At 64.3% G+C, this 16,575-nt stretch carries 19 protein-coding genes; 6 read left to right on the top strand and 13 right to left on the bottom strand.

Annotated features, from left to right (window positions below; all coding sequences use genetic code 11):
* Positions 1–249 precede the first annotated feature (249 nt).
* Both ABTV91_RS16670 and ABTV91_RS16665 read right to left on the bottom strand, forming a co-directional pair.
* On the bottom strand, positions 250–810 hold the full coding sequence (locus ABTV91_RS16670) for a nucleoside deaminase (protein ID WP_433852428.1): 561 nt from the start codon (positions 808–810) through the stop codon (positions 250–252).
* 174 nt (positions 811–984) lie between these two features.
* Positions 985–2,736 (bottom strand): glutamine--tRNA ligase/YqeY domain fusion protein, encoded by a 1,752-nt coding sequence (locus tag ABTV91_RS16665; RefSeq protein WP_433852427.1) that lies wholly within the window; start codon positions 2,734–2,736, stop codon positions 985–987.
* A 97-nt stretch (positions 2,737–2,833) separates the two neighbouring features.
* Here ABTV91_RS16665 and ABTV91_RS16660 point away from each other — a divergent pair, with 97 nt between their 5' ends.
* Genes ABTV91_RS16660 through ABTV91_RS16645 form a run of 4 tightly spaced genes read left to right on the top strand, consistent with a single transcriptional unit; the run spans position 2,834 to position 4,991 of the window.
* Positions 2,834–3,502, top strand: coding sequence for a glutathione S-transferase (locus ABTV91_RS16660; RefSeq protein WP_433852426.1), 669 nt, complete (start codon positions 2,834–2,836; stop codon positions 3,500–3,502).
* A gap of 26 nt (positions 3,503–3,528) precedes the next feature.
* Positions 3,529–3,795 (top strand): DUF2007 domain-containing protein, encoded by a 267-nt coding sequence (locus tag ABTV91_RS16655; RefSeq protein ID WP_433852425.1) that lies wholly within the window; start codon positions 3,529–3,531, stop codon positions 3,793–3,795.
* 31 nt (positions 3,796–3,826) lie between these two features.
* Positions 3,827–4,477, top strand: coding sequence for a peptide-methionine (S)-S-oxide reductase MsrA (gene msrA / locus ABTV91_RS16650; protein WP_433854213.1), 651 nt, complete (start codon positions 3,827–3,829; stop codon positions 4,475–4,477).
* A 1-nt stretch (position 4,478) separates the two neighbouring features.
* Positions 4,479–4,991 carry a flavodoxin family protein gene (locus tag ABTV91_RS16645; RefSeq protein ID WP_433852424.1) on the top strand — a complete coding sequence of 171 codons (513 nt, stop codon included), beginning with the start codon at positions 4,479–4,481 and terminating at the stop codon, positions 4,989–4,991.
* 372 nt (positions 4,992–5,363) lie between these two features.
* On the opposite strand, the gene ABTV91_RS16640 is transcribed toward ABTV91_RS16645, so the two are convergent.
* The 5 genes from ABTV91_RS16640 to ahpC form a co-directional block, all read right to left on the bottom strand.
* On the bottom strand, positions 5,364–6,323 hold the full coding sequence (locus ABTV91_RS16640; protein ID WP_433852423.1) for a transaldolase: 960 nt from the start codon (positions 6,321–6,323) through the stop codon (positions 5,364–5,366).
* Positions 6,324–6,358: 35 nt separating this feature from the next.
* The gene (rnk, locus tag ABTV91_RS16635; protein WP_433852422.1) at positions 6,359–6,784 is read right to left on the bottom strand and encodes a nucleoside diphosphate kinase regulator; all 426 of its coding nucleotides are present in this window, start codon (positions 6,782–6,784) and stop codon (positions 6,359–6,361) included.
* Between the two features lie 195 nt (positions 6,785–6,979).
* On the bottom strand, positions 6,980–7,885 hold the full coding sequence (locus tag ABTV91_RS16630) for a LysR substrate-binding domain-containing protein (RefSeq protein ID WP_433852421.1): 906 nt from the start codon (positions 7,883–7,885) through the stop codon (positions 6,980–6,982).
* Between the two features lie 302 nt (positions 7,886–8,187).
* Positions 8,188–9,780: an alkyl hydroperoxide reductase subunit F gene (gene ahpF, locus ABTV91_RS16625; RefSeq protein WP_433852420.1), complete on the bottom strand. Its 1,593-nt coding sequence runs from the start codon at positions 9,778–9,780 to the stop codon at positions 8,188–8,190.
* 292 nt (positions 9,781–10,072) lie between these two features.
* Positions 10,073–10,636: an alkyl hydroperoxide reductase subunit C gene (gene ahpC, locus ABTV91_RS16620; protein WP_153192478.1), complete on the bottom strand. Its 564-nt coding sequence runs from the start codon at positions 10,634–10,636 to the stop codon at positions 10,073–10,075.
* 304 nt (positions 10,637–10,940) lie between these two features.
* Here ahpC and prmC point away from each other — a divergent pair, with 304 nt between their 5' ends.
* Positions 10,941–11,789, top strand: coding sequence for a peptide chain release factor N(5)-glutamine methyltransferase (gene prmC / locus ABTV91_RS16615; RefSeq protein ID WP_433852419.1), 849 nt, complete (start codon positions 10,941–10,943; stop codon positions 11,787–11,789).
* A gap of 251 nt (positions 11,790–12,040) precedes the next feature.
* Positions 12,041–12,262, top strand: coding sequence for a SymE family type I addiction module toxin (locus ABTV91_RS16610; RefSeq protein WP_433852418.1), 222 nt, complete (start codon positions 12,041–12,043; stop codon positions 12,260–12,262).
* 118 nt (positions 12,263–12,380) lie between these two features.
* Here the strand turns inward: ABTV91_RS16610 and ABTV91_RS16605 are convergent, their stop codons facing one another.
* The 6 genes from ABTV91_RS16605 to ABTV91_RS16580 all read right to left on the bottom strand — a co-directional run bounded on the left by ABTV91_RS16605 (position 12,381) and on the right by ABTV91_RS16580 (position 16,550).
* Positions 12,381–13,193, bottom strand: coding sequence for a DUF4062 domain-containing protein (locus tag ABTV91_RS16605; RefSeq protein WP_433852417.1), 813 nt, complete (start codon positions 13,191–13,193; stop codon positions 12,381–12,383).
* An 82-nt stretch (positions 13,194–13,275) separates the two neighbouring features.
* Entirely contained in the window at positions 13,276–14,454 is a 1,179-nt protein-coding gene (locus ABTV91_RS16600) for a hypothetical protein (RefSeq protein ID WP_433852416.1), read from the bottom strand.
* Between the two features lie 69 nt (positions 14,455–14,523).
* Positions 14,524–15,150: a hypothetical protein gene (locus ABTV91_RS16595; RefSeq protein ID WP_433852415.1), complete on the bottom strand. Its 627-nt coding sequence runs from the start codon at positions 15,148–15,150 to the stop codon at positions 14,524–14,526.
* 388 nt (positions 15,151–15,538) lie between these two features.
* Positions 15,539–15,928: a hypothetical protein gene (locus ABTV91_RS16590; RefSeq protein WP_433852414.1), complete on the bottom strand. Its 390-nt coding sequence runs from the start codon at positions 15,926–15,928 to the stop codon at positions 15,539–15,541.
* Positions 15,921–16,205 (bottom strand): hypothetical protein, encoded by a 285-nt coding sequence (locus ABTV91_RS16585; RefSeq protein ID WP_433852413.1) that lies wholly within the window; start codon positions 16,203–16,205, stop codon positions 15,921–15,923. The genes ABTV91_RS16590 and ABTV91_RS16585 overlap by 8 nt, the downstream gene beginning before the upstream one ends.
* Positions 16,206–16,280: 75 nt before the next feature.
* Positions 16,281–16,550, bottom strand: a complete 270-nt coding sequence (locus ABTV91_RS16580; protein ID WP_433852412.1) for a hypothetical protein — start codon at positions 16,548–16,550, stop codon at positions 16,281–16,283.
* Positions 16,551–16,575: the final 25 nt, after the last annotated feature.

The following is a 16,575-nucleotide window of genomic DNA, read 5'->3' as shown; positions in this document are numbered from 1 at the left end:
AGTTCCTTGAAATGAAGCCAAGCGGAAGGCAGCCCTTCTCTCTTTGGGGTGAAGGCGTGTGGCCTGCGAGCCATAGGCTCGCACACGACTGAACGCCCGGCGCGCTGCGCCGGGCCGGGGCGCGGAGCGAGGTGCCCCGGAGGGGCGGATGAGGGTTCGGGCGAAGCCTGGTGCAATTTGGCATCAGAAGGGCTTCGCCCCGTACCCTCACCCCCAACCCCTCTCCCCAAGGGAGAGGGGCATAAAAGCTCAGTATCGCGCGCCGTCGCTCTGGCCATAGTGGCGCAGCACCGCGCGGGCGGCGTCGCGGTGCAGGCCCTGCACGACCTCGATGCCGCGCCGGTTCAGTTCGCCGACCCAGTCGGCCGGCAGCGGGCCTTCGTCGAACGGGGTCAGCTCTTCGACGTCGGCGGCGCTGGCGCCGATCAGCAGGCGGTCGATGCCCGCCCAGATCGTCGCGCCGTAGCACTGGCAGCACGGCTGCGAGGAGGTGGCCAGGGTCACCGGCGACAGCGCGTCGTTCAGGCGCGGGGTCTGCAGACGCTGCTGCGCCAGCATGTAGGCCATGTTCTCGGCATGCGCCAGCGAAGTGCAGTGCGGCACCACGCGGTTGACCGCGGCGGCGATGACACGATCGTCCGGCCCGAACACCACCGCGCCGAACGGACCGCCGGTCTGCGCGTCCACGTTCAACCGCGACAGCTCGATCGCCAGCGCGACCTTGGCGTCGTCGCCCGGGTAGGCGCGGCGGGTGTCGACGACTTCGTGGATCCAGGCCGGCAGGGTCAGGTGGACTTGCGCGTACAGCATGCGGGGCGGTGCCTCATGAGCGTTGAACAGGGGAATGCGGCGGCCAGTCTAGCCCGGCGCGCCGGTGCGGACCGTGCAGGGCACAGCCGCGCGGCCCGGCCCGCAGGGCGGGCACGGGCGTGGCGTCTTGCGATGGAACGGGCGGCAGCGGGCTTCATGCCCGCCGCCCTGCGGTCAGCCGGCCCAGGTGTCGCGCAGGGTCACGCTGCGGTTGAACACCGGCTTGTCCGCGCAGTGGTCGCGGCGGTCGGCGACGAAGTAGCCGGTGCGCTCGAACTGGAACGACTGCTCCGGCACGGCGCTGGCCGCGGCCGGCTCCACGTAGCCGGTGACCACCCTGCGCGATTCCGGGTTCAGGTAATCGCGGTAGGTCTTGCCTTCGGCTTCGTCGTCCGGGTTCGGCACCGAGAACAGGCGGTCGTACAGGCGGATTTCGGCCTCCACCGCATGCTTGGCGCTGACCCAGTGGATGGTGCCCTTGACCTTGCGGTTGGCGCCCTCCATGCCCGGGCGCGATTCCGGGTCCAGCCAGCCGCGCAGCTCGACGATCTCGCCGGCCTCGTTCTTCACCACCTCGTCGACGCGGGCGATGCCGGCGCCGCGCAGGCGCACTTCGCCGCCCGGCACCAGGCGCTTCCAGCCCTTGGGCGGGACTTCGGCGAAATCCTCGCGCTCGATCCACAGTTCGCGCGAGAACGGCACCTGGCGCTCGCCGAAGGATTCGTCCTTGGGGTGGTTGCTGAAGGTCAGCGTTTCCTCGTGGCCTTCGGGCAGGTTGGCCAGCACGAACTTCAGCGGCTCGATCACCGCCATGCGGCGCGGCGCGGCGCTGTCCAGGTCCTCGCGCAGCGCGCCTTCCAGCACGCTGAAATCGATCAGCGAGTTCTGCTTGGAAATGCCCACGCGCTCGGCGAACAGGCGCATCGCCGACGGCGTGTAGCCGCGGCGGCGCAGGCCCTGCAGGGTCGGCATGCGCGGGTCGTCCCAGCCGTCCACCAGCTGCTCGGTGACCAGCGCCATCAGCTTGCGCTTGCTCATCACCGTGTAGTTGATGTTCAGCCGCGAGAACTCGATCTGGCGCGGCTTGGCCGCCTCGCGCGGCAGGCCCTTGTCGGCCAGCGGCTGGGTCAGCGCGTCGTCGTGGGCGAAGTCGACGTTGTCCACGCACCAGTCGTACAACGGGCGGTGGTCCTCGAACTCCAGCGTGCACAGCGAATGGGTGATGCCTTCCAGCGCGTCGCCCAGCGCGTGCGCGTAGTCGTACATCGGGTAGATCGGCCAGGCGTTGCCGGTGTTCTGGTGCTCGACGTGCTTGATGCGGTAGAGCGCCGGGTCGCGCAGGTTGATGTTGCCGCTGGCCATGTCGATCTTGGCGCGCAGGGTGCGGGCGCCGTCGGCGAACTCGCCGGCGCGCATGCGCGCGAACAGGTCCAGGTTCTCCTCGACGCTGCGCTCGCGGTACGGCGAGGGGCGGCCCGGCTCGGTCAGGGTGCCGCGGTAGGCGCGCACTTCCTCGGCCGACAGGTCGCAGACATAGGCCTTGCCCTCGCGGATCAGCTTCTGCGCGCCCAGGTAGTAGGCCTCGAAATAGTCCGAGGCGTGGCGCAGCTCGTGCCATTCGAAGCCCAGCCAGCGCACGTCGTCCTGGATCGCCGCCACGTATTCCGGGTCTTCCTTGGCCGGGTTGGTGTCGTCGAAGCGCAGGTTGCACACGCCGCCGAACTCACCGGCGATGCCGAAGTTCAGGCAGATCGACTTGGCGTGGCCGATGTGCAGGTAGCCGTTGGGCTCGGGCGGGAAGCGGGTCTTGATCGCGGTGTGCTTGCCGCTGGCCAGGTCCTCGCGGACGATCTGGCGGATGAAGTCCCTTTTCTCGGCAGGGGCGTTCTCCGGCGTGGTATCGGCAGCAGGCGTGTTCTCGGACATGGGGGCGCAGCGTATTGAAAGAACGCAAGTTTAGCCGAGCCCGGCGCCGGCTGCCGGACCGGCGCTATGCTGGACGCCCCGCCCGCAGGTTGCGCCCATGAACCGCCCCGTCCTGGTGATCGGCAACAGGAACTACTCCTCCTGGTCCCTGCGCCCCTGGCTGCTGCTGCGCCAGTTCGGCGTCGAGTTCGACGAGGTGCGGCTGGCGCTGGACGCGCCGGACTTCGCCGCCCAGGCCCTGCGCCATTCGCCCACCGGCAAGGTGCCGGCCCTGCGCGATGGCGCGCTGGCGGTCTGGGACTCGCTGGCGATCTGCGAATACGCCAACGAGCGCTGGCTGGACGGCAACGGCTGGCCGGCCGACCTGCACCGGCGCGCGCTGGCCCGCGCCGCGGCGGCGGAAATGCACTCCGGCTTCATCGCGCTGCGCACCCAGCTGCCGATGAACAGCCGCCGCCGGCCCGATGCCTACCGCTGGGACGCCGCCGCGCAGCGCGACATCGACCGCGTGCAGGCGCTGTGGCGGGGGCTGCGCCGCGACCACGGCGCCGGCGGCGATTTCCTGTTCGGCGGATTCGGCATCGTCGATGCCATGTTCGCGCCGGTCGCGATCCGCTTCGATGGCTATGGCGTGACGGTGGACGACACCGCCGCGGCCTACATGCAGGCGCTGTTCGCCCTGCCGGCACTGCGGCAGTGGCGCCAGGCGGCCGAACAGGAAAGCGAGCGCGTGGCCGCCACCGACGCGCTGTGCCGCCCGGCCTGACGCCGGCCGTTTTCACGGAGAACGCCATGCAACTGATCTACCAGACAAGCAACCTGTTCGACGCCCACCTGGTCAGGCACGCGCTGGAGGACGCCGGCATCCCCGCCTTCGTGTTCGGCGAATCGCTGCTGGGCGCTGGCGGCGAACTGCCGCTGTTCGGCCTGCTGCGGGTCTGCGTGCCGGACGCGGCCAAACCGGAGGCCGACGACATCGTGGCCGCGCTGGGCTTGGACGACGACGCGGCCGGCCCCATCTGTGACGATGAGCAAGCGCCGGGACTGCTGCCGGCCTGAGGAGCGGATCATGCTGGGTATCGGACAAGGGCTGCTGGGCATCGGCGCGTTCAAGCAGCGCCTGCCGCGGCCGGAAGAAGCGTTGCCGGGGCGCGAGGCGCCGCTGCCGCTGCACAACGTGCATTACGTCAACGGCCAGCCGCTGCGCGGCGATTTCGCCGGCCTGCAGGTGCTGGACGTGGGGCTGGGCTGCTTCTGGGGCGCCGAACGCAAGTTCTGGCAGTTGCCGGGCGTGGTGACCACGGCGGTCGGCTACCAAGGCGGCGTCACCCCCAACCCGACCTACGAGGAAGTCTGTTCCGGGCTCACCGGCCATACCGAGGTGGTGCGCGTGGTGTTCGACCCGGCGCAGGTCGCGCTGGACGCGGTGCTGCGCACCTTCTGGGAAAGCCACGATCCCACCCAGGGCATGCGCCAGGGCAACGATACCGGCACCCAGTACCGCTCGGCGCTGTACTGCCATACGCAGGCGCAGTTCGATGCCGCCATCGCCAGCCGCGATGCCTACCAGCAGCAGTTGAATGCCGCCGGCTACGGCGACATCACCACCGAGATCCTGTTCCCGGCGCCGCCGTTCTATTACGCCGAGGACTACCACCAGCAGTACCTGGCCAAGAACCCGAACGGCTACTGCGGCATCGGCGGCACCGGCGTGAGCTGCCCGATCGGGCTGGACGCCTGAGGTGACCGGCGCCGCGCCACGGCGGTTGCTGGTGGTGTGGCACGGCTTCACCGGCGCCACCCGGGCGATGGCCGAAGCGGTCGCCTCCGCCGCGCGCGGGAACGCCGGCGACGCGCTGGACGTGCGCCTGCTGCGCGCGGCCGAGGCCGGCGCCGACGACGTGCTGGCCGCCGATGCGGTGGTGTTCGCCACGCCGGAGACGCTGGCCTCGATCAGCGGCGCGATGAAGGACTTCTTCGACCGCAGCTACTACCCGCTGCTGGGCCGCTGCGAGGGAAAACCGTATGCGCTGGTGGTCTGCGCCGGCTCGGACGGACAGCCGACCATCGCCCAGCTGCGCCGCATCGCCACCGGTCTGCGCCTGCGCGAAGTAGCCGAACCGGTGCTGGTCTCCACCCACGCACAGACGCCGGAGGCGATCGCCGCGCGGAAAGTGCTGCCGGAAACGGAGCTGGCGCGCGGCCGCGACCTGGGCGCGCTGCTGGCGGCGGGATTGGAACTGGGGATTTTCTGAAGCCGGCGACGTAGATGCGGGGCTTGCCCCGCATGCGCACTCGCGGCCAGACATCCGCGGGGCCATCGCCGGAACGCCTGTAGGAGCGCACCTTGGTGCGCGATGGGGCTTTGCCGGTGAAGCCTGCCGCGCACCAAGGTGCGCTCCTGCGAAGGTCAGCCTGCCAGCTCGTCGGCGACGCGCTGTAGGCTGGGCTGGAGCTCAGGATTCTGAAGCCCCCAGCGTCGTAGATGCGCGGGCTTGCCCCGCATGCGCCTTCGCGGCCAGACATCCGCCGGGCCATCGCCGGAACGCCTGTAGGAGCGCACCTTGGTGCGCGATGGGGCTTTGCCGGTGAAGCCTGCCGCGCACCAAGGTGCGCTCCTACGAAGATCAGGCAGCCAGTTCGTCGGCAATGCGCTGGCGCAGCGCCTGCAGGTCTTTGGCGAAGGCGTCGATGCCGGTAGCCAGCTTCTCCGTCGCCATCGGGTCGGCGGCCATGTCGGCATCGAACTTCGCTTCATCGATCGCCGCGACGTTGACTTCCTCGGCCGGCTGCGGCGAGAGCTTGCGCGGCAGCTCGCCCATATCGGTGTCGAGCTTTTCCAGCAGGTCCGGCGAGATGGTCAGGCGGTCGCAGCCGGCCAGCGCCTCGATCTGCGCGGTCGAGCGGAACGAAGCGCCCATCACCACCGTCGGCGAACCGCGGCGCTTGAACTCGGCGTATACGCCGCGCACGAACTTCACGCCCGGGTCTTCGTCGATGCTGGCCGGCGCCTGGCCGTTGGCTACGTACCAGTCCAGGATGCGGCCGACGAACGGCGAGATCAGGAACGCGCCGGCTTCCGAGCAGGCCAGCGCCTGGGTCGGGTTGAAGATCAGGGTCAGGTTGCAGTCGATGCCCTCGGCCTGCAGCACGCGCGTGGCTTCCACGCCGGCCCAGGTGGCGGCGATCTTGATCAGCACCTTGTCGCGCGGCACGCCGGCCGCTTCGTACATGGCGATGAACTGGCGCGCCTTGGCAATGGTGGCGGCGGTGTCGTGGGCCTGGTCGGCATCGACCTCGGTGGAGACGCGGCCCGGCACCAGTTCGGCCAGCATCGTGCCCACGCCGATGGTCAGGCGGTCGACCACGGCCTTGGCGACCTCGGCGCGGTCGCCGGGTTGGGCGCGGCCCCATTCCAGCTCGCGCTCGATCAGCCCGGCGTAGACCGGCAGGTCGAGCGCCTTCTTCACCAGCGTCGGGTTGGTGGTGCAGTCGACCGGGCGCAGGCGCTTGATGGCCTCGTAGTCGCCGGTGTCGGCGACGACGACGGACAGGTCACGCAGCTGGGCGAGCTTGGATCGGGTCATTGCGGAATTCCTGGTACGGGGCCGGCGCGCGGCGCTCAGCGGTGGAAATCGCCCGCGGCTTCGGGCTGGTAGTGGACGGCGGTCACGCGCAGGCGCAGCTGGCGGCCACCGGGGGCGGTCCAGTCGATGGTCTGGCCGACGGCCAGGCCCAGCAGGGCACTGCCGACCGGCGCGAGCACCGAGACGCGGCCCTTGTCGAAATCCGCCTCGTGCGGATAGACCAGGGTCAGGGAATGCTGTTCGTCGTGCAGTTCGTCCACGCAGTCCACGCGCGAGTGCATGGTGACGATGCCTGCGGGGATTTCCTCCGGCGGCAGCACCTGCGCGCGTTCGAGCTCCTGGGACAGGGCGACGGCGGCCGGGTGCCGGCTCAGGGCCGGGGAATCGAGCATGGCCTCGAGGCGGGCCATGTCGCGGCTGGAGACGATGATCGATGGGGGCAGGCCGCTGTTGGTCGGCATGGAAAAACTCCTGCAATTGTTGAGAGACAAGCAAAAGGCGGCGCCAAGCCGGCACCGCCCGGGCCTATTGTGCTGGGAATGTGGAACGGATGCGACCCACCCCGATCATGGGGGCGGGGCGGCGGGGATGCAATGCGCCGGTGGCCCCGGTTCAGGCGTCCGTACGCGCCCCCGGCGCAGCGGGGGCAAGGCGCGTTACAAGGCCAGCAGATCCGGCGGCAGGCGCTGGAAAATGCCCGCCAGCTGCTGCAGGAAATCGCCCATGGCCGAGCTGCGGCGCCAGACCATGGCAATGCGCCGGCTGGGCGCGTCCTCGCCGGTGAAGCTGAGCAGGCGGATGTTTTCCGAGCGCGCGACCGGCGGTTTCACCGCCAGCATCGGCAGCAGGGTGACGCCGACATTGGCCGCCACCATCTGCCGCAGCGTTTCCAGGCTGGTGGCCTGGAATTCGGATTTCTCCAGCGCGCCGGCCAGGTGGCAGACGTCCAGCGCCTGGTCGCGCAGGCAGTGGCCGTCCTGCAGCAGCAGCAGGCGCTGGTCGGCCAGGTCGCCCATGCCCAGCGTCGCGTGCGCGGCCAGCGGGTGGCTTTCCGGCGCGGCCAGCACGAACGGTTCCTCGAACAGGAATTCGGCGTGCAGCTGTTCGTCGTGCAGCGGCAGCGCCAGCAGCGCGGCGTCGAGCTGGCCGTTGCGCAGCTGGGTCAGCAGCACGTCGCTCTTTTCCTCCACCAGCAGCAGTTCCAGCTGCGGGAAACGCTCGCGGATCGCCGGCACCACGTGCGGCAGCAGGTACGGCCCCAGCGTGGGGAAGATGCCCAGCCGCACCGTGCCGGCCTCGGGGTCGCGGCTGCGGCGCGCGGCCTCCTTCATCTGCTCGACCTCGGCGACGATGCCGCGCGCACGCGCCGCCGCCTCGCGCCCGGCCGGGGTCAGCATCACCTTGCGCGGCGCGCGCTCCACCAGCGGCACGCCCAGCTCTTCCTCCAGCTTCCTGATCTGGGTGGAGAGCGTGGGCTGGCTGACGAAGCAGGCCGCCGCGGCCCGGCCGAAGTGCTTGTGCTCGGCCAGCGCCACCAGGTACTTGAGGTCACGCAGGTTCATTTCGGCCTCGGAACGTTTTTTCCTTCTCCCCGGGAGACGGCTTGGCAGGATAGCCAGGCTGCACGGCGAAGCCGCCCGGAGGGTGCGGCACAGGGATGTGCCGCATGCAGGTGCCCCGTAGGGGCGGATGAGGGTACGGGCGAAGCTGCGTGCAGCCTGATATTGCGGGGCTTCGCCCTTGCCCTCACCCCAACCCCCGCTTCGCGCCCCGGCCCTTGCGCTGGCGCAAGGGCGTTCGAGGGGCAGCGAACCAAGGGTTCGCAAGCTGCCCCTCTCACCCCCGAGGGAGAGGGGCTCAAGCGTCAGGCGGTTTCGGCCGCCACCGCCACCGGCTGCGGCGCCGACGTGCGGATCAGGTGGTCGAAGGCGCTCAGCGCGGCGGTGGAGCCGGCGCCCATGGCGATGATGATCTGCTTGTACGGCACCGTGGTGCAGTCGCCGGCGGCGAACACGCCCGGCACGCTGGTCTGGCCGCGTTCGTCGATGACGATCTCGCCGCGCCCACTCAGGTCCACCGTGCCGCGCAGCCACTCGGTGTTCGGCAGCAGGCCGATCTGCACGAAAATGCCTTCCAGTTCCACCCGGTGCGAATCGCCGCCGACGCGGTCGGTGTAGACCAGGCCGGTCACCTTCTGGCCATCGCCCAGCACCTCGGTGGTCTGCGCGTTGAGCACCACCTTCACGTTGGGCAGGCTGTTGAGCTTGGCCTGCAGCACCTGGTCGGCGCGCAGCTTGCTGTCGAACTCGAACACGGTGACATGGCTGACGATGCCGGCCAGGTCGATGGCCGCCTCGATGCCGGAATTGCCGCCACCGATCACCGCCACGCGCTTGCCCTTGAACAGCGGGCCGTCGCAGTGCGGGCAATAGGCCACGCCCTTGTTGCGGTATTCGTTCTCGCCCGGGACGTTCATCTGCCGCCAGCGCGCGCCGGTGGAAAGAATCACCGACTTCGACTTCAGCGACGCACCGTTCTCCAGCTGCACTTCCACCAGGCCATCGGCACCGGCCGGCACCAGCCGGGTGGCGCGCTGCAGGTTCATGATGTCCACCTCGTACTCGCGCACGTGCTGTTCCAGCGCCGCGGCCAGCTTCGGGCCTTCGGTGTGCTGCACCGAAATGAAGTTTTCGATGGCCAGCGTATCCAGCACCTGGCCGCCGAAGCGCTCGGCCGCCACGCCGGTGCGGATGCCCTTGCGCGCGGCGTAGATCGCCGCCGCCGCGCCGGCCGGGCCACCGCCCACCACCAGCACGTCGAACGGGTCCTTGGCGTTGATCTTCTGCGCATCGCGCGCCGCCGCGCCGGTGTCCAGCCTGGCGACGATCTGCTCCAGCGTCATGCGCCCGGAATCGAACATCTCCCCGCCCTGGAACACCATCGGCACCGCCATCACCTGGCGCTGTTCCACTTCCTGCTGGAACGCGCCGCCCTCGATCACCGTGGTGCTGATCTTCGGGTTGAGGATGGCCATCAGCGCCAGCGCCTGCACCACGTCCGGGCAGTTGTGGCAGGTCAGCGACATGTACACCTCGAAGGCGAACTCGCCGTCCACCGCCTTGATGCTGTCGATCACCTCCTGCGCCACCTTCGGCGGGTGGCCGCCGGTCCACAGCAGCGCCAGCACCAGCGATTCGAACTCGTGGCCCAGCGGCAGGCCGGCGAAGCGCACGCCGTGGCTCTCGCCTTCGCGGGCGATCACGAACGAGGGCCTGCGCGCATCGGTGCCCGAGGCGTCCAGGGTGATCTTGCCGTTGCCGGCGGCGACGATGTCGTCCAGCAGGCCGCGCATCTCGCCGCTGGCGGCGCTGTTGTCGAGCGAGGCCACCAGGCGCAGCGGCTGGCGCAGCAGGCCCATGTACTGCTGCAACTGGGTCTTGAGGGTGTCGTCGAGCACGGCGCAACTCCTTGTTCGAGGCAAAACGGGGGGAGGGCGCGGTTGCGGCAGGCAACGCGCCGGGAAAGTAGGGGTGAACCGGAGCCGCGTCTGGCGGGCGACGAGCGGGCTGGCTCGACGCGGCTTCGGTTCACCTCCACACCACGGGGTGGAGGAACCGTAGGAGCGCACCTTGGTGCGCGATGAAGCACTACCGGGAAATCCCATCGCGCACCAAGGTGCGCTCCTACAGGGGAGCAGAGGGAGTGAGGCTCTATCTCGTTCCTCACTCCTCTCCACTCGTTTCTCGCTTTTAGATCTTGCCGACCAGGTCCAGCGACGGGGTCAGGGTCTTTTCGCCTTCCTTCCACTTGGCCGGGCACACTTCGTTCGGGTGCGCGGCGGTGAACTGGGCGGCCTTCAGCTTGCGCAGGGTCTCGGACACGTCACGGGCGATCTCGTTGGAGTGGATCTCCATGGTCTTGATCACGCCTTCCGGGTTGATCACGAAGGTGCCGCGCAGGGCCAGGCCTTCTTCCGGAATGTGCACGCCGAAGGCGTTGGTCAGCTGGTGGGTCGGGTCGCCGATCAGCGGGAACTTGGCCTTGCCCACGGCCGGCGAGGTCTCGTGCCACACCTTGTGCGAGAAGTGGGTGTCGGTGGTGACGATGTAGACCTCGGTGCCCGCCTTCTGGAACTCGGCGTAATGCTCGGCCGCGTCCTCGATCTCGGTCGGGCAATTGAAGGTGAAGGCCGCCGGCATGAAGATCAGTACCGACCACTTGCCCTTCAGGCTTTCCTCGGTGACTTCGATGAACTTGCCGTTGTGGAAGGCGTTGACCTTGAACGGCTGGACCTGGGTGTTGATAAGGGACATGGAACTTCCTCTTGGTTGAAGGGACGGGTGGTGAACCGTGGAGCACAGGCTAATAGGCAGTGCCTAATAAAACAAATGAATTGAATGCATCGAATCAATAGATATTGGCTATTGATTCAGCCCGCCGGGCAGGCCCTGACCCCCGATATCGGGCGCTTTTCCGGCTTTCCAAGCCGCCGCGCCCGCCAAACTGAACGGGCAGGCATAGGCAGGCTCGATCCCGGCCGGCGCCACCGCGGTAGGCAGCGACAGGCCGGGTGACTATCCTCCCGGTCCCGGAAACGTCCCGCGAAGAGGTAGTGAAGTGTCCAGCCCGAAGGTTGCCGAGCTGTTGCGGGAAGGCGCTGCCACGCTGCCCGGCGAGGACGCCCGGCACGAGGCCGAACAGCTGCTGTTGCACGTACTGGGCGTGGACCGCGCCTGGCTGTTCGCCCACGCCACCGACCCGGTGGACGACGACGCCCGCCAGCGCTTCGAACTGCTGCTGCAGCGCCGCGCCCAAGGCCACCCGCTGGCTTACCTCACCGGCCGCCGCGGCTTCTGGACCCTGGACCTGCAGGTCAACACCGCCACCCTGATCCCGCGCCCGGAGACCGAGCTGCTGGTGGAACAGGCGCTGGCGCGGCTGACGCCCGACCACATGGCGCGCGTCGCCGACCTGGGCACCGGCAGCGGCGCCATCGCCCTGTCCATCGCCAGCGAACGCCCGCTGGCCACGGTGATGGCCACCGACCTGCTCGGCCCCACCCTGGCGGTGGCGGTGAAGAACGCCCAGGCCCACGGCCTGGACAATGTCTGGTTCCGCCGCGGCCACTGGTACGCCGCGCTGGGCGCGGACCGCTTCGACCTGATCGTCAGCAACCCGCCCTACATCGCCGCCGGCGACCCGCACCTGCAGCAGGGCGACCTGCGCTTCGAACCGCCCCCGGCCCTGGCCTCCGGCGCCGACGGCCTGGACGCCATCCGCGAAATCATCGCCGGCGCCCCCGACCACCTCGTCCCCGGCGGCTGGCTGCTGCTCGAACACGGCTGGGACCAGGGCCCGGCCATCCGCGCGCTGCTGGAGCAGGGCGGCTTCGACGAAGTGGCAACCGTGCAGGACCTGGAGCAGCGGGATCGGGTAACCCTGGGGCGGCTGCGGGGGATTGCCTGACGTTGACCTCGCCTGGGTGCGGTGATCAGATCGCCACAGGTGCTCAACACACCTTTACTAGGCGGTCGCCGCGCCCGAAAGCCATGCGGCTTTATTTATGCCATGGTTAACGCCTATGGCCGGGCGGCGCGCAGCTATACAACACCCGAAAGGGAAAATCTGCGGGCGGACCTAGTACCGTGTTGAAGCACCCGGCCGCCTCTCTCAACAGGAGGCAAAGTTGATCATTCAACGAATACTAGGAGATCGTCATGATCGAACAGACCGAACCCCGGTTTACGTCGCGCATCCTGAAAGTCGGCTGCCAGTACTACGAGAGCCGAGCCAAGGAAAAGGACCGCCGCTTCAAGACCCGGCAGGTGCCCTACCTGCGACTGTGCGGCGATTGGCTGGAGGCCGCAGGCCTCAAAGTCGGCCAGAACGCGCGGGTGATAGTCACTCGACGCGGCATAGTGATTGCTGCTGAGGAATAGCTTGCTTCATGCCGTGGGCGACAACGCCGCCCACGGCATCTGTTGCATATAAGCCCAAGGCCAAACGCTTGAGTTAAGCCGCGCCACGAAGTGGCGTCGGCTTGAATGAATTGTTAGATCACTCAGCCTGAACCAGCACAGGCTTTATCTTTAGGACAGCAGCAACATCCTCGAGGCGGCGCTTGGAGAACACCCAACCTTTGCCCCCCGTCCGGAGTGAAATCCACTTGCCATTAAATGATTTAAGTTCATCAATGTACTCTGTGGTGTCGCCTCGAACTGCGAATGCTTTTTCTGTGTAATCCTCAAGCCATATTTCGTCTTTTGCCTTTGGTTTGGCTTTTGCGACGGGTCTCTTGATGTCACTATCTGCGTTTGATGCTTTGGCTTCACGAACCGTCTTTGCGTCGACTTTCGGGGTGACAGAGATGTCCCGCATGACAATCGTTAGGTGACGAAGAAGAACTTGTTTAAGCTCGGGAATGGAAGAATATTCAGATTGAATTCCTTTATCCCGTATCGAAGCCTTAAATTGCTTTAATTTCTCAATCTGGGCTGTATCAATGCGATCGAGGTCTACTTGTTGCTTTGAGTAATAGAGCATTACAGGCTTGTTTTGCTTTAAGAACCACCGAATCTCTTCGACTGTTCCACTTTCCTCGACGCCAGTGGGCGATCCCAGCCTTGTCCAGAAGGCCCCGATCAACATGTCGCAGTCGCGAACCACTTGCCTGTTGATTATTTCTTGTGGGCGATCACCCATTGCAGGTGCGCTGTGCGATTCCCACATTACGGGCAGGAGAACATAGCCAGTAGATTGCGAATTAAGCGAGTTCCACTCATGAAGGGTTTCTGCAATGGCTTGCCGTTCACCTGTAACATCAGATGGAGATGCGATTAGAACGCAAAGAACCGTAGCGGAATAGGGCACGACACTGCTCCATAAGTGATCTAACGCCTGAACTAAGCCGCGCCGTGAAGCAGCGTCGGCTTGAGCGAATTATTAGAACCCGCTAGCTGGAACCGCTCAGCCTGACGTTTAGGTTTGGCATGTAGATAGCAACAGGGTTGTCATCACTGCGGCCCTTCTCACCGCCTGAATAGCTTCTTATATGTTCTACAAGTTCGCGCCGGGCTGACTCCACCTTTTCTATGATTGTATAAATATCGGACATGTCTATCGAGATAGTCCTGCCCTGCGAAACATCGAAGGGAATTTTATCGCCTCGCCTAATTATCTGTATTGTTGGCAGCTTCGTCATGTGACGTATTCCAAGCTCGTAGAAGGCGTTCGGATTGCCGAATGAGAGGTCGGCAACGCAGTACTTGCTAAAAGCCAGATGCTCGAATATCTGCTGAGTGATGAGGCCGGATTTCTCAATCTTGTCGGCTCGTATCACCTTCACTTCGAACTCGCTAAAAGCGGGCTCAATTAGGTGCTTCAGAAGCAGATCTGCGTGCTTCCTCACCTCCGAGCCATCGTCCCCGATTGGCGTGATATAAAAGCAGACGTTCGCACTGCCAAGTGCTTTTCCTGTGGAGATATCCTGTGGGTTCTCTACCTCTCCAATCACCGGATCTGCACTAGGGCTCAGCAGCGCATTTGCTGACGACTTCGGTGCAGAGTCGAGTCTGATCAAGCGCTTTCCGTCACCGTGCTCTGACATGATTCCAGCGAATCGTGCATTCGCAAGAATTACGTCTTTCGCTTCTTCGGCGCGCTCCCGTGGTACGTCGTACCTGTTCTCCAAGATGTTGAGTAGAAAATCATCTTGAGGTAGAAGCTTGCCATTGTATTCGGAGTAAAACTTGCTAAAGACGGTAGGGACCGTTATGGCCTTGACAATCCCCTCAATTCTTTCTTCCGGATAATTTGGCGCGAGGATCTTCCTCGCTGTCTCCGATAGCGAGTACTTGTCTCCAGATTTGATTAGTAGATCGTAAGCCTGAGCGCTCCAGATCGCGTATTTAGTGTTGTTGCTTCTTGCACCAAGGCCGGCAGCGGTCGCAAGCTCATCCCAAGTCGCAGGTTGTCCCGCGTACATCTCGTGGATAGGCCTGGCTACATTGATACATTCTTCGATTGGCTTTTTTGGTAGATCCGCAGCAGACACTTGTTTGCGGCCCGCTGCAGGCCCCGGCCTCTTCGTGGCCTTCGCTGATTTCGTGGCCTTCTTCGGTTTGGTTGCCATGCCCCCTCCCAAGGGTTCTAACGCCTGAATTAAGCCGCGCCACGAAGTGGCGTCGGCTCGAATGAATTGTTAGCTATCATTGCGGATGGATCTGATTGGCCCAATCGGAGTCATTGCTTTTGCAAGGGCATTAAGGGCAGCGAGCCTTGAACGATAGCACCCCCCAAATCTGATCACGCCATCTTCAATGACGTAAGAGCGGATGGTGCCATCCGGATGAGCGGCGATTTCACTTATACCAATTTCAAATGCCTCCGGTACAAGGTCGTTGCATGATTCAATTTCTTCGATGGTGCGACCAATGGAAATTACAAGAATCGTGTTCTTGTCTGATCGGCTCTTGGCTGAGATTGCCGTGGAGTAGTATTTCCCGTCCTGTGATTCATTAACGAAATTCTCAATTACCTTTATGATGCGAGGTCGGATTGCAGCTTTGTATATTTCATCTAGAGCGGTCTTTGCGGCCCATGTGCCAAGAAAAACACCAACAGCAGCAAGGCCGCCTAGCTCTGTGAGGAATGCCTGAGGAGTGGAGCGCGCACTTATCTCAAAATGATCATCTTCATCGGTGTCGTCAAATATTGATGCCAATTCCTCCATCTCTTCGGAAAGAGGGATCGCAACTGATCTTACGAAATGTCCTTGCCCTAGGATGAGTATTGATTGATCAATGGAGATCCGATGATCTTTGGTCATGATGGCTAACACCTGAAAGGCGCGCCGCGAAGCGGCGTCGGCTTGAATGAATTATTAGGCCGTCGCCCGGGATCACCAGACATTGGCCGATTCATCAACGTACAGCGGAAAACTGTGCGCCACACACCATTGACTCAGCTGTGCATGGAGTGAAGGCCACATATCTTTGGCCCACTCTGAGGCTTTACTTGGCCACTGAGCAAGGGGCGGGAGAAAAACCGAGGCAACTTCCATAGGCATTTCAAGGGAAAATGACCCGTCAGAGTACGTGCACACCAATTCCTCTTTCCAGCACGCTTGGAATTCGAATTGTGGAGTCATGAAGTTTTGTGCAGGCTAACACTGGACTTAAGGCGCGCCGCGACGCGGCGTCGGCTTGAAGGACTTGTTAGACCTCAGCACGCTCGAACCTCTGCTCTATAAGCCGCATTTGCGTAGCGATATCGCTGGCGCGCTCCCTATGGGTTTTGCGCTCTTTATTGGCAAAGAACAAGCAGGCCAAGCCGACAAGGCCGGTCGCCGCAGTCACTGCCCAGGCAACGACTAGCGCGTTTGGTGCATTTTGCGTTGAGACCGCACCCGTCCAGATGGAGATAACTGTTGCCAATGACGCGCCGACAAAGACGGAGCCGACAGTATGAAAGAGCCAAGGCTCCGTGGTGAGTTGTTCGATCTTTGAACGGAGCACATCCCACTCATTACATGGAACGGGCAGGGCCTGTACGGACTTTGGAAGAAGTATTTCGAAGCCTGTAGAAGCCTTGATGTTGTCAGACATTGGGCTTCTCCTGCGTTTCGGCAGGCTTCTGGAGTGCTCCGGAGATTAGGGCGTTTACCAGAACGGTATGGCCGCAGTTCGAGCAGGAAACTGGGACGACAGGAATAAGTGGGCCACCGACAATAAGGCCGCCGCCACTGAACTCGCTCAGCTGGAAGATCTTGCCTTGAACCTCCCAAGGCCCCTTGTTGCACATAGGACAAGCACGATTTCCCCACTTCTCATTCAAGAACTTGATGAGCTTGTCGGAAGCGGCTTTCTCTTCTTCTGTGGTCAACGCAAGTTTCTCCTGAGATCTAACGCCTGAAAGTCGAACCGCGAAGCGACGTCGGCTTGAATGAATTGTTAGCCATCACTTGGCAGTGGGTACGGCGTTCTTGGCAGCTTTCTTTACCGCCTTTTTGACCTTCGCGGTCTTGCCTTGTCCCTCGATGAGCTTTGCAAAAGCGGCCCAGGTCATGCGCTTTTTATTGACGGAATTCCCCCGAGGCAGCCACTCAATGTTGCCTTTGCTTATCAGCAACGTACCAAGCTTGCCGGCGCTGCTGCTCTTAACCACAACTTCAAGATCTTTGTGGGCGACAACCTTGGTGTGAATCTTCGCGCTTACTTCATGTGCCATGTAAAGTCCCCCTGTGATGGCTAAC

The sequence above is a fragment of the Stenotrophomonas nitritireducens genome (assembly GCF_050984405.1).
In the GTDB taxonomy this organism is placed as follows: domain Bacteria; phylum Pseudomonadota; class Gammaproteobacteria; order Xanthomonadales; family Xanthomonadaceae; genus Stenotrophomonas; species Stenotrophomonas nitritireducens_B.
This window is presented reverse-complemented; position numbering and strand designations above follow the sequence as displayed.